8 protein-coding genes are annotated in these 13,698 nt (G+C 51.5%); all 8 read right to left on the reverse strand.

The window, feature by feature from the left end:
* Window positions 1-4: 4 nt before the first annotated feature.
* The gene (gene pgm / locus X474_RS04310) at window positions 5-1,657 is read right to left on the reverse strand and encodes a phosphoglucomutase (alpha-D-glucose-1,6-bisphosphate-dependent) (RefSeq protein WP_044347008.1); all 1,653 of its coding nucleotides are present in this window, start codon (window positions 1,655-1,657) and stop codon (window positions 5-7) included.
* A 265-nt stretch (window positions 1,658-1,922) separates the two neighbouring features.
* Window positions 1,923-3,014: a hypothetical protein gene (locus tag X474_RS04315; protein ID WP_044347010.1), complete on the reverse strand. Its 1,092-nt coding sequence runs from the start codon at window positions 3,012-3,014 to the stop codon at window positions 1,923-1,925.
* A gap of 63 nt (window positions 3,015-3,077) precedes the next feature.
* Complete coding sequence (locus X474_RS04320; RefSeq protein ID WP_044347012.1) at window positions 3,078-6,557, reverse strand: hypothetical protein; 3,480 nt, start codon at window positions 6,555-6,557, stop codon at window positions 3,078-3,080.
* 58 nt (window positions 6,558-6,615) lie between these two features.
* Entirely contained in the window at window positions 6,616-8,208 is a 1,593-nt protein-coding gene (locus X474_RS04325; protein WP_044347014.1) for a hypothetical protein, read from the reverse strand.
* An 11-nt stretch (window positions 8,209-8,219) separates the two neighbouring features.
* Entirely contained in the window at window positions 8,220-8,735 is a 516-nt protein-coding gene (locus X474_RS04330; protein WP_044347016.1) for a hypothetical protein, read from the reverse strand.
* Window positions 8,736-8,752: 17 nt separating this feature from the next.
* Window positions 8,753-10,258, reverse strand: a complete 1,506-nt coding sequence (locus tag X474_RS04335) for a hypothetical protein (RefSeq protein WP_044347018.1) — start codon at window positions 10,256-10,258, stop codon at window positions 8,753-8,755.
* A gap of 450 nt (window positions 10,259-10,708) precedes the next feature.
* The gene (locus tag X474_RS04340; protein WP_052514856.1) at window positions 10,709-12,076 is read right to left on the reverse strand and encodes an MATE family efflux transporter; all 1,368 of its coding nucleotides are present in this window, start codon (window positions 12,074-12,076) and stop codon (window positions 10,709-10,711) included.
* Between the two features lie 220 nt (window positions 12,077-12,296).
* Window positions 12,297-13,670: an MATE family efflux transporter gene (locus tag X474_RS04345; protein ID WP_044347022.1), complete on the reverse strand. Its 1,374-nt coding sequence runs from the start codon at window positions 13,668-13,670 to the stop codon at window positions 12,297-12,299.
* Window positions 13,671-13,698: the final 28 nt, after the last annotated feature.

Genomic DNA, 13,698 nt, shown 5'->3' on the forward strand with positions numbered 1-13,698 from the left:
CTTGTTAAACCCCTGCCTTGGTGAAAGCTTCCTTGACCATGGCTCGAGCTTCTTCCTGAATCCGTTTTAGATGGCTTTTGCCCTTAAAACTTTCGGTATAAATTTTATAGATTTCTTCAGTGCCGGAAGGCCGTGCCGCAAACCAGCCGTTTTCTGTAGTTACCTTGAGGCCTCCCAGGGGAGCCTGGTTGCCCGGGGCGCTGGTGATTTTGGCGGTTATTTTTTCTCCGGCCAGGGTTTCGGCGCTGACTGCTTCGGGCGTAAGCGATTTGAGGATTTTTTTCTGTTCGGCATTGGCAGGAGCCTGGATTCTTTCGTAGATCGGGTCTCCGAATTTTTCGGTAAGTTCAAGGTACAGATCACCCGGATCTTTGCCCTGGACCGCGGTTATTTCGCAGGCCAGGAGATCCATGATGATGCCGTCCTTGTCAGTGGTCCAGACGCGGCCGTTTTTTCGTAGAAAACTGGCGCCTGCGCTTTCCTCTCCGGCAAAGCCGAAGTCACCGGTCAAAAGCCCGTCTACAAACCATTTGAATCCCACCGGCACCTCAACCAGCTTGCGGCCCAGGGAGGCGGACACCCGATCCAGCATGGAGCTGGAGACCAGGGTTTTGCCCAGGGCGCAGGCCTCGGGCCATTGGGGACGGTTCTGGAAAAGGTGCCATACGCTGGCGGCCAAGTAGTGATTTGGGTTTAAAAGGCCGTGGCTTTTGGTGACAATGCCGTGGCGGTCATAGTCCGGGTCATTGGCAAAGGCTATGTCAAAGCTGTCTTTCAAGCCGATCAGCCCGGCCATGGCATAGGGCGAGGAACAGTCCATGCGGATCTTACCGTCTTTGTCCACGGACATAAAGAAAAAGGTGGGGTCCACCACCGGATTGACCACAGTGAGGTCAAGTCCGTAGAGTTCCGCCATGGGTTCCCAATAGGCCCAGCCGGATCCGCCCAGGGGATCGACCCCTATTTTCAGCCCCGCCCGTTTTATGGCCTCCATATCCACCACCTGGGCCAGGTCTTTGATATAGGGGAGGATATAGTCGCACTCATGGGTGGTCTCTGCCTTGAGGGCAAGCTCGTAGTTGATCCGCTTAACCCCTGTCAGTCCCTGGCCTATGAGCCGGTTGGCCCTGTTTTCTATTACTTTGGTCAGCTGGCCCCCGGCCGGGCCGCCGTGGGGGGGGTTGTATTTGAAGCCGCCGTCATCCGGAGGGTTGTGAGAGGGGGTGATCACCACACCGTCTGCGGGATGGTCCTCATGGTTTTGGTTGTAAGTCAAAATAGCGTGGGAGATCACCGGGGTGGGGGTGTGCCCCAGGCCTTTTTGGATCATCACTTCCACTTTATTTGCGCTGAAGACCTCCAGGGCGCTGGCCAGGGCGGGCTCGGACAATGCGTGGGTGTCCATGCCGAGAAAAAGGGGGCCATCCACCTTATTGTGGGCCCTGACTTCGCAGATGGCCTGGGATATGGCCAGGATGTGGTCCTGGTTAAAACTGTTTTTTTCTGAAGAACCCCGGTGACCGGAGGTGCCGAAGGAGACCCTTTGGGAAGGGTCTTCAGGGTCTGGTCTATGGGTGTAATAAGCGCTTACCAACCTGGGTGTGTTTATCAGTATATCCCTGGGCGCGGGTTTTCCCGCCAGTTCATGCGCGGCCATGTGGCATTCCTTTCCTGCTTGAAAAATACGGGCCGGGCTTCAGGCTGCGTCCGGCCTCGGCAGGTGTTTTACTTAAATCAGAATTTATGAAGTAAAGCATAACAGAGTCCGCTTTGCCGCCCAAGCAAAGAAAGGCCTGGAGAAGTTACTCAAAGCAGGTGCGGACTGAATTTAAGGTGAAATGATTAAGGCCTTAAAATGGGTCGGTTTGGAAGTCCTGATGGCTGGTGATGTCCAAGCGGCAGCGGCTCTGTAACATACGGAGTCAATATTGAGGCAATTTCACAACACCGGTTCTTACTATTTTTTTGTTTTGCATTATCGCCGGCTTGGCAATCTCCAGCTTTTCGCCGTTTATCGCCTGAAATATGCCCCAAAGCCAGGGCACCTTGCCCGGTATGGTCCCCGTGATCAACACGTTGTTTTCCGCAGAAGCGGTGGCAGAGAGTAAAAACAGGTATTTGCCGTTTTTAACGGGCAGGGCCAGGAAATGCTCCCTGTCACGTTCACGAGCAACACGCAATTGAGGGGGGAGCCCCAGGTCTTTCCCACGGTTCTCATAGTTAAGCATGGTAAAGATGTCGGCTTTATGCTTCTTTAGAAACTCTTTTTGCTGCCTGGGGTCTGCCGAGGTCAACATCTGGTTGTATTCCATGTAAATGCTGTCCCAGATTTTATCTTCCTCTGACCAGTCATTTACCTTGGGCGCACTGTTATGGTTTTTGGGCTGGTCAACAATCGGTTCAGTTTCTTTTTCCGGTGCCCCTGACAGATTGTTGGGCTCTGTTCTCACTGTTTTTGAGGATTCTGATAAGCTGACCGAGGAGTCGCGCCCCACATAAAATTTTTCATAGTCCGGGGGGGGAGAGCTCTCGTCCACGAAGCTATCGGTTTCCGATGGATTCCTAGGCTCGGCAGAATAAGGGCCCAGGGGCGTATGGTGTTTATACTTATCTTGAATCAGGGGGCTGCTGCTCCCATCGTGTTGGCCATGGCTAGGCTCCCCCGTGTCCACCGATGTCCTGTAATTCAACTTTTTTTGAAGGATTTCAATAATTCTCACTAAATATTCTATGCTTTCTTCGTGTCTCTTCCCTTCGTTTTTAAAATGGCGTCGTCCTTCGCCAAAGTAGTTATGCGAATCATTTCTTAGCGTTTCCAGTAATAAAAACGTGTTGGATTTTTTACTGCTTTCACCTCCATCATCTATGCTCTCTCCGTTTTCATCCCGCAGGTTAAGTTTTAGGCTTAAGACTGTTTTTAGTTTTTTCAGGAAAACCACGGCAAAATAAATTAGTATCGATAATGCGATCCCACTTATCGTTCCAAAGACAAAAGAAGTGCTGTCTATATCCATGCTTATCCGCCCGACAAGGGGGTCCTTTTTTTGTCGTTCCTTGTAATTTTGCCGTCTTGTTGTTTAATCCCTGCTGTTCACAATAAGCAGCTTAAGCAGCTTTTTAAGGGCAATGATGAATACTGGTTCTCCCTCTGTGGCTGAATATTGACGAATCTGCCTTTCCGATATCACCATGCTTTTTGAATTATCCTCTGCGGATTGTTTTTTCTTTTGCCAGGACTGGAATTCACTCAGCTCGTCATTAACGTAAGCCGGCAGTTTTCTCTTCAGCTCAGGATAGGCCTTGACGTTTTGACCAAAGCATTCCTCATACATGGCGATAAAGCCGCTTAATTGGGGGAGTTCCGGGTGAACCCTTAAGTTATCGTCAAAATACTCGGCTTTCAGGATTTCCATATGCCCCAGTTCATTGTCTGCGGCTATGGCGTCCTCCCCGCACAAAACCTCATAACGGGGATTGGAATAATCCAGGGAAGCCGCATTTTTACGGGAGAGCAGTCCGCAGGCGACTTCGTGTTTCTGCTCACGGCTGAAGATGAACCTGACCTCTCCGTTCAAGCCGGAGGCCTTTTGGAAAAAATTACGGGCCTGGTCCAGGAATTTTGGTTCATTTGACTGTGGCTTTTTAATGAGGCTATAGAGCTTGCTGCCCCTGCCGCCCAGGCAGATATCCATACTCTTGGTCAGCGGGTTAAACAGGCCAACCTTGCTCAGGTGGCGCACCATCAAACCCAGGTAGAAGAGTGTCCCCGCCAAGGCCAGCTTACCGATATCCACCACGTTTTTGTACTTATTAGCCCGGTATTTATAGAGGTTTTCTTCAAACAGAGGGCTGAAAAGCGGGTTATTCACCAGGCCTTCCAGGCTGTTGATCAATTTGGGTTCATTAGGGCCGTACTCCCTTAGCTGATCATAGGGTTCATCCAGGCCCAATGTGTTGAGCAGATCCAGACGGTGTGCCAACACTGCGATCAGGGTGTCCCTGCCGCCTAAGCGCAGGGAACTTTCCCAGAGCATCTTTTGGTGTTGCCATATGGTCAGGTCGCTGGTCCCGCCGCCAATGTCAATGGTGATTACATTACCGGAAAAATGGGCCTCCTTATGCTTGGCAAAATAAAGCGCCGAGGCCACACTCTCCGGCAGGCTTTCATATCTTTTTTCGATGGGGTCGCCATTCCCCAGCACCTTTTCCAGGGCAACCTCGAAACTATGCATATAATCTTGAGATCTGCCCTTCATGGCCAGGGGATAGGCAAAGGCCCAGGTCACCAGCTTGGGGTCTGCGCCCTGGTCCACAACCTCGGTGAGAGACTGCAAGGCCACCTGGGAGATGAATCTTTCCATGGCCCTTATTTTTTCTTCGCTCTCATCCCATTTCAGGTTGAACAGGGGTTGGATCGATTTGTCGTTTCCCTGGATCAAATCCAGGGTTGTGCTGAGGTCTTCACCAAAATGAACCAGGCTGGTGAGAACCGGTGGGTGGGTGGATGGCGGATTCTGCTGCCGGTTGGCCAGGATGCTGAGGAAGGGGACTTTTTGATCCTGGGGAGGAATGAAATATTTGGTGAGAATATTTTCCCAGTCCACCCTGGAGTTTTCCCCGAAAAGGCCGGAGACCCGGTTGCTGAAACTCATGGCCTGGGGCTCCCTGTCCGGAGGCCTGAAGTAAACCGCGGTGTTGCTGGTGCCGAAATCTATGGCGATCTCCCAGCCGGTGTCGCCTCCTCCGGCAGGGGGGAGTTCGGGCAATAGCAATACTCCTGCCTGGGGATCGTCTGAATATTTTCGCGCCACCCTTTTATCCGAGCATAGAATCGCTTCCCAGGGGTGGGCCCCCCAAACCACCGTCTGAGTCATCCCTTCGGTTTGATTACTCCAAAAGGCCATGTCCTCGTTCAGCTGGCCGGATTGATAAGACATTGCTCCCAGATCAAAGACCCGGTTCAGCCTGTCTTGTTCCGTGTTGGATGATTCCAAAATCCCGGACATAACCTGGGGATTTAAGGGGTGGTCCAAGAGAAGTTGAGATCTTGGGTTTCCGTTGTAATAGTAAAAAAAATGCTTTAACCCGGAATTATGCAGATTGGGCCAGATCGCGTTTATGCCAGAGGGACGTTCTTTTTCAATGTGTTCCATCTCCACTATTTCATCGTCTCTGTATATCTTACTCAGATCCACGATTTCGTGTTGGTTGCTTCTGGGCGAATGAACCTTAATGGCGAGTTTCACCTCCACCCGCTTTTTGTCCTCGGCATGGCTCAGAGAAAAATTTTCGCGCAGGGCCTTGGGGCCAAGCAGGAATAAAACCCAAGGCTTCAAAGGATAAAGCCAGCTTGTCATGGTTCTTCCGTGCCCCTTAAGGCGGCTGCCCCTTAAGTGATAGACCCTTTTAGTGAAAAAGTCTTTTGGCTCTTTAAGGGCCACACCCTTTTCCCAGAGCCTTTGCATCAGGGCCTTTCTCTCCTCGTTTGAGTATTGGTAATACTCGTGCAGCGAGATTCTGCCCCAGACCATTATCTGGTTTTCTAATTTGCCAATGGCTGCAGCGAGGTCTTTGTCTACCAGCACAAGGGATATGTTGTTGTCTTTGCTGCCGTTTAAGGAGCGGGGGCGTAAAAACAGGTCGGAATCCGCCTGTTCCAAGGGGCTTGGGACCGTTTTCAAGGCCTTGAAAAGAACGCCGTCCGGCATTTCTAAAAGGGCTGATGATTCATCTTTGAGGTCTATTTCGTATGCTCCCCCCAACCGGGCGGCAATATCGGCCATAAAGGATTCAATATGCTGGATAAGGGGCAGGGCCAGATAATCCGTGAGCCTGTCCTGTTGCCTGGTGAGGGTGTTGTTTAGGTTCTTCAGGTAAAAAAACAAAGCCTTCAGATCAAGGTCCGTCAATCCGGGCACCTTCAGGGGATCGTGTATTTTACCGCCTTTTATCCAGGGTATTTTGGGGTCGTTTATATTGATCGCACCTCTGGCCGGGCAGATCAGGGTGCTCGGTACGATCATGCCGATGGCCTTTTGACCGTAGAGTATGAACCCCAGGCTGTCCCAGGGGCTTTTTTCTTGCCTTAGCGCTTCTCTTCCGTTTGAACCGCTTACCAGCACCTCCACAGGCGGCAGTTCCCTTAAGACGGAAGGCAGGTTTTTGTAGGGCCCTTTGGTGAGTATTACCGCATTGGGTTTTTTTTCCATTTCGCCCAGGGAAACCGGCCTGACCGAGATATCCAGGCCGCAGAATTTGGAGAGCCCCAGAACCGAGATCAGGCCCCGCCATTCCTCCAGGCATCTGGCCTTAAGGGGATGGTCCTCGGTGCTTAGCCCGGCTGCGAACAACTCAGGCTGGGCCCATGCGTCCGGGATGGAGAACATGGTGGCGTCTTGGGGGGCGAACTGGTTGACGTTGAGGGCTTCTGACAGGATTTTAAGGAACTTGGGCCCTGTTCCTTCAGAAGACCAATGGCCTTGTTTTTGGGAAGGTGAGATTTGGTGATCTTCTTTTAAAGGGGGTAGAGCTAATCTGTTATGTCTTTTCTCGGCCATTTATCAAACTCCCCTTGGACGGTTTTTCTCGAGAACTCAAGGCATGAAGAAACTCTTCTCAGGCAGCTTGGTTAAACCGGTTTTTCTGGTCGTCGTAGATCCGGCAGTGGTGATAGAGGTGACCAACAAACCATCCCAGACCATCCAGCTCCATTTTGGAGGCCATGGATTTTCCCTGTTGCCTGGTGCACATCTTTTCATAGACATCTTCTAAGCTCAGGCCTTTCCCCATCTTCACCAGGTCGGAGAATTCCTCCCGCTGAAAGCCTCTGTAATCCATCAGTTGCACCTGCCCGGGCTGGAGAGCCCTGGGGCGTTGGGCAAAGGCCTTGACCTGGAACAGATCCGCTCTTTGCTGACTCTCCGGAAGCGGTAGATAGGAAAGGGAGGCGCCCCACTGAAGGACCATCTTGCTGTATTTTTCCAGGCTCTGTAGGGTGTCCGAGGTTGTGGCATCTGTGGGGCTCACCTGCTTTTTGGCTAAAAGTCTGCGCCACCAGGGTTGATTTTCATAGTTGGAGGCATTTTCAGGTTTCATGAATGGGAAATAAGAGGCCAGATAGGCAAAACAGAATCGGACCAGACTGCCGACTCCTTCACGCACGGTCAAGCCGGAGGGGTTTCCGTAATCCAGGGCGGGCAGGTCGTACCAGCTGATTTTTTCTTCCGGTCTTTTGGCGATGAGATTGCCGGGCAAGGGGTTTGCAAAGAACCGGGTGGCCGCCAGGGCCGCATAGAGCTCCGGCAAAAGCGAGGGGTTGACCTGGGCCTGGTTGCCTTCGGCAAAGTACCCCAAATTGATCAAGGGGTTCCAGCCAAGAAAAGAAAGGCTGTCAAAAAGCGGCGATTCTTCGTAATGCTCGGAGAGTAAGAGCCGGTGATAGTATTTAAGGGCCCCCTGGGTCTGTTCAATAAAGGCCCCGTCACTGGCCGCCAACATATCTTCTTCACGTTTGGAGCCGAACTGAAAATAGGGAAGCATCATGCAGCCGCCTATTTTAAGGGATTCCTTGCGCCCCAGCCCACTCATGGCCTTGTGCAGCCGCCGGGCTATAACCGGCATGCCCGCCGCGCCGGTTCCGCCGAATATGGAGCCAAGAAGATATATCCTGGCCTGATTGCCCTTTTGGATGGAGTCCTTGACCTTTTGCATGATCATTTTGTCAAAAGGGGTTCCCGCCATGGTGCTGGCCAGAAAGGCGGCCGCTCCTATGTAGGGCCTGCCCCTGAATCCCACCTTGAGGTCGGCAATACGGTCGTTGGGACTGAAAAGGCATTGATAAAGATATTTGACTTCAGGCGACATTGCTTCTGAGCGAAACAGGGCGTCTAAGTTTCTGACTGAACTCACCGGGCACCAGACCGATATTTCGCCTGGATCGCCTTGTTTGTCATAGGGATAGGTAAGATCCGTTTTTAAAAACGGTGATCCCTTCAGGCTGTTGTGACCGGAACGCAGATCCTGGTACAGCTTGGTGTAAAGGCCTAAGGTGTCCTTGCAGCGGGCCAGGTTGCCGTTGGATTCATCCTGATCCACCAGGCCTATGCGCACCGAAGACGGCAAAAGATTGGCAGCGGCAAGGTGGATAAAGGATTCCACGCATTTGGCCCCAGTGCCTCCTATGCCTATGAGATAGCAATCCACTTCCATGGGCGAACCTCCTATTTTTGCAAAGGCCATCTGAACAGGGGCCTGTAACTCACCGGGGCGAAAAATTGGGTGCTTAAGTAATAGGGCAGGCTGAGAAAAAAGATGGCCAGCAATATGGCCGTGATTTTTCCCTGCAAGCTGAAATAATCGTCCAAGCCGATAAGAATGCTGAAGACACCCACGGGCAGACAGAGAAGAATGAAGAATAATGTTTTGAAAAAATTGGTGTTTTTGCGGGCCGTATCAGGCCCGTTGGGGGTCTTTTTGAACATAAGCCAAAGAATGAGAATAGAACAGGCGGCCACCAGGGCAGTGCTTGCGAACAGGTTGTCACCCAGGTTTTGGGCCACTATGCCCACAGCCGAACCAACACTGAGATTCGATTCGTTGACTGCCGTGTAGTTCAGGAAGAAATTTTCAAAAACCCGGCCGCCGAACCAACTCACAAGCACCTTGAAAATTCCGCTGAAAACTGCACTCAAAACCAGACTCAAAAGCGCCTTGACGGTTATTTTTTCGGGAATCATAAATATCCTCCCCGGCTTTATTCAATGCCGAACGCAAGGCCCAACAGGGCGAAATTCCGATTTCCTAGTTTGTGATTCATTAGAGTTGTCATTGTGCGATGAAGGCTTCCCAAGTGGGGGGTGCGCTGGAATTCCGCTCCAGGGTCAATGGGAAGGTTGAGGTCCTGGTTCCAGGCACGCATCCATTGGCTGTTTCTTGCGTTTAGTCTTTGGATGCCAAGGGTTATTTCCCCATAGAAGATTTTTCTGGTGGTTTGTTTTTTGGGGCCGGGGCCTTTCAACAAGACCTTCCAATCTCCCTCAGCCGTCCGGACCAACCTGGACTTTATTGGAAAAGAATCCCCCGCCATGCCTAGATAACGCCACTTTTCTTTGCAGTCTCCGCTAAGTTCCGGGTGATAGCGCCACCACTGCTCCCTTGTTTTACGCATGTGGGATACTTCAATGCAGTCGGGAAGCATCTCGTTTCCCAGCTTTATCTCAATTTGGTTGCCCTTTTGACCGGGAATCAGGTTGAATTGCTGATCTTCGCTTAGGATATGGGTTCTTTCCCGGCATTTAACCAGTTCGGCGGTATGGGTTGCACCGACTGTGGTGAGGCAGTCTTTTTGTTTGAGATCGTCCATGGTAATGGTTTTGCTTATGGGATTGGGTAAGAAGACAGCGGTTTTAATTTTGGTTTCAAAATCTTCAGCCAGCAGAAAACGACCGTCTTCCTTGAGTTTGCTCAGCAGGTTAACGACAGCCTTATTCTCGCCGATCACCAGTATGTAAAAGGGCAGGCTCGAATTTAGGGAAAAGGTGGGTATGCCGGGCAGGTCGTCGATCCTTCCTTCAAACCGGCTCACCACTCCCATGATGCCGATTGTTTTGGGCGGTGTGTTTTCCGAACCGGTCATGATACTGCGCACCAGGTCCACAGTGGGGATCACTTCGGCCACACAGGTTTCGTGACTTAAAAAAAGATCCGTCACCACCACCGAAAGAACTTCCGGCGGCGACTCTTTTATTTCTTCCAAAACCAGGTCCAGGCGGCTCACCGCGTTAAAGGGCAGGCGGGCGTTTCCATCTGATTCGGGTTCTCTTCTTCTGTACCAATCATGACGGCGTCCGTTTTTCACCAATCCCACCATGGGGTACAGTTCGCGGGATACGTTTATTTCCCTCAAGCAGGAGCCAAAGGCCTTGAACTGCACCTGGGCGTCTGCCAGGTATCTGTTTTTGGCTAGCATTTCCACGAATTCGCAATAAAGGTAGCCTTGACGCTCCTGGTTTTTTGGCACAAATCCCCGCATACTGCCTGATCCGTCAAAATAGATCATCAGCTTTTGGGGCTGCTTTGGGGAAACTGAAGGATTGGTTGTTATTCGGCGTGACACCTTGCGTAGTTCTGGTAATTCGGCCTCGGGCGGCAGGCAATGGGGCGGGTCTGCCTGACAAGCGCTTATGAGGCCGAGCCCAGCCAAAATAAGGGCAACGAAAAACCAGGCAGGCTTGGTGCAGTTTTCTTTAATGTCCGGCAAATTAAGTCTCCCAAAAGCTCTGACAAAAATATGATTTTTTGTGTAATTATTTGAAAATAAAAAATTTTTCCTTTGAGTTCTGTGGGGTGCTGAAAATAAAAAAGCCCCCCACGGGCAGCCGAAGCTGCTCCTTGGAGGGCAATCATGACCCAGCCCAACCTTAGGAAAGGCGGTGTTTATTGTCAAGCTAAATTAAATAGCTGGTTCAAGCTAAATTATTCAACGTGCGGCTCTGGGTTTGGGTCTTGTTTAACGATAAGAAAATGCCGCGAAAGCCTTCTGTTTGCAAGTCATGGAAAGGCCTTGGATAATTTTTCTGTGATTCTTTTGGATTAATACTTAAGTGCTAAAAGAGCTAATAAATTTGGGCCGGACACTTACTTATCCATGAAAGACGATTTGAGAAATGGTGTGCCCCTGCCTTTAGGCAAAAGACAGGGGCATTATAAATTAAATGACCTTCATGCTTTTCCACTTGCCTGTTCGGTAGCGGAAATAAAAGGTTATCCCCAAAAAGGCCATGTAAACCGTGGCCAAGGTCCAGATCGTATATAGTCCGGCCTGAAAAAAATGAATAGCCGTATAGACTGGTGCAATCATGGCGCAGGTGGAGGCCGCCACCAGGGTCCACATGACAAAACGGGTGTCTCCCGCGCCTTTTATGGCTCCGCAAAACACCGTGCTCAAACCCTGGCAAAGGATGTAGACCGCGATAAACCTTAGAATCACAATACCCATATCCATGATTGGGCTGTACTCGGAAGGGCTGAGCCCCTTGGGCCTGAATAAGGCCAATAAAGGTTCCGGAGCCAGGACAAACAACAGCGCCAGACAGATCTGATAGGCAAACACCAGATGCAGGGTGCTGGTTACCGATCTTTCGCCCTCCGCCACCTGCGCCCTGCCGATGGATTGGCCCACCAGGGTGGTCACAGCCAAATGCAGGCCGACCATGGGCAAAAAGGCCAGGCTTTCAATGGAAAAGGCAATATTGGTTGCCGTCAGCTCCAGCTTGCCGAGTTGCCCTGTCATGAAGACAAAGAAAGTGGCCGCCGTGATCTCCAGGAAAAATTGCACCCCGCCCGGAAGTCCGTATTTCATGAGCCTTTTAAAAACAGGCAGATAAAAACCCCGGCTGCGCCATACTCCATATAGCTGGTTGTTTTTTTTGGTAAAGACCAGGCCTGTAAAAAAAAGGGTGTTTAAGCCCCAGCAGGCGACCGTGGCCAGGCCTGCCCCTTGAATTCCCATCTCCGGCAAACCGAACAATCCGTTTATCAGGACATAGTCCAGAGGAATGTTGAATAAGGTGCCCACAATATTGGTGACCATCACCGGCCTGGTTTGGCCCCTGCCGGTGTAAAAGGAAGACATCGCAACAGTAAGCAGGGCCAAAGGTGAACCCAGGCAAAGAACCCGAAAATAGGTTATCTCAAGCCTGGCAACCTCCGGCGAGTGACCGGCCCCGTTGAAAAAGGCCTCGGCCGGGAACCAGAAACAGGCCAGCACCGCGCCCCCAACCAAGGCGAAAATGATTCCCTGCCACAGGGATACCCCGACCATTTCATCTTTACCCGCGCCTGTATACTGAGCCACAAATACGTTTACGTAGTTGATAACTCCCCAGAAAAAAGTCATCAAAAGAAAATTGGCAATACCCGCGGGCAGGGCTGCGGCTATGGCGTCCAGGGAGTAGGTGCTCAAAAACACCCGGTCTGTAAACTGCATGACCGTGGTGGAGGCCATACTGGCCACCAGAGGCAGCCCGATGTTAAGCACATCTCGGTAACCGCCCGGTCCGTTCCATCTTTGTATCATTGTTCTATCCATAGCAGGGTCTGAATCAAAGAGCTTTGGCGCTCTTTACCAGACCCTGCCCTATATTTGGTTAAAGACACAAAAGTGCCTTATATCTTTTTGAAAAGTAAAAATGCGGAAGCCTGGGTTACCTTTCCCCTAAGCAGGGGGCGAAAAAGGCGTTCTAAAAGAGAGTCTCCGGGATTTTAAAAAGGTTACGATCTCCCGGAAAAACAAAACCTCATCTTCCGATCACATTCATGCCCTGCCATTTGCCGGATTTGTAGCGCAGCCAAAAGGCAATGCCCAGGCTAGAGATAAAGGCTGTGGCAACGCACCACACCTCGAAAAGTCCGCCCCCAAACACCTCCACGGCCAGATAGGCCGGAATGACCATGATGACGATTGAGCAAAAGAGCATGGTCTTCATGACAAAGGGGGTGTCGCCCGCGCCTTTCAATGCGCCGGAGAAGGTGAGGGCCAAGGCGTCGAAAAAGGTGTAAAGCGAGACAAACCTCAATAACACCACCCCTGTCTCCACCATGGCCTCGAATTCCACTGTTCCCATGCCTTGGGGCCTGAAGAGCCTTAAGAGCCACTCCGGGACAAAAAGAAAGACCATCACCACCAGGGCCATGTAGGTAAAGGTGAGGTGCAGGCTGTTGGTCACCGCCCTGGCTCCGATCGCCGGTTCACCCCTGCCTATGGCCTGGCCCACAATGGTGCTTATGCCCACATGAAAACCCAGCATGGGCGTAAAGGCCAGGGAGTTGATGGTAAGGGCTATGTTGGTGGCGGCCAGCTCCAGCTTGCCGAGCCTGCCGGTCATGAACACGAAAAAGGTTATGGCGAAAATCTCCATGAAGAACTGGACTCCGCCGGGAAGCCCGAATTTCATGAGCCTGCCAAAAAGTTCGCCGTCAAATCTCCTGGCCCGCCAAACCGCAAACAATTGGTTGTTTTTTTTGGTAAAGACCAGCCAGATAAAACAAAGGGCCGTGATGCCCCAGGCCATGGTGGTGGCCAGGGCCGCACCTGCTATGCCAAGCTCAGGAAAGATCAACTTGCCGTTTATCAGGGCGTAGTCCAGGGGGATGTTCATGCAGGCGGCAAAAAGATTGACCAGCATAACCGGTCTGGTGTATCCCCTGCCCGAGAAAAAACAGGACAGGGAAACCGATATCAGGGCCGGGCCTGCGCCGAAACAGAGGATGCGGAAATAGATCGCCTCCAGTTTCCTGACTTCCGGTCCATGGCCTCCCCAGATGAAAAGTTCTTCTGAGAAAAAAGAAACCCCCAGGAGAAACAAGGCTCCCAGCATGGCGCAGTAAAGGCCCTGCCAGATCGAGGCCCCGACCTTTTCCGGCTCACCGGCTCCGCTGTACTGGGCCACAAACACGTTGGTGTAGTTGATTACTCCCATGAAAAAACAAATAATCACAAAATGTAAGATCCCCGCGGGCAAGGCTGCTGCAATGGCCTCAAGGGAGTAGTGCCCCAAGAAGATGCGGTCTGTGAACTCCATTATGGTGGTGGAGGCCATACTGGCCACCAGGGGCAGGCTTATCTGTAATATGCGGCGGTATCCGCCGGGTTGATTCCAGTGTTTCCACATTTAAGTCACCATGCCGGGGATGCAAGGA

The organism is Dethiosulfatarculus sandiegensis (assembly GCF_000931935.2).
GTDB classification, from domain to species: Bacteria; Desulfobacterota; Desulfarculia; order Desulfarculales; family Desulfarculaceae; genus Dethiosulfatarculus; species Dethiosulfatarculus sandiegensis.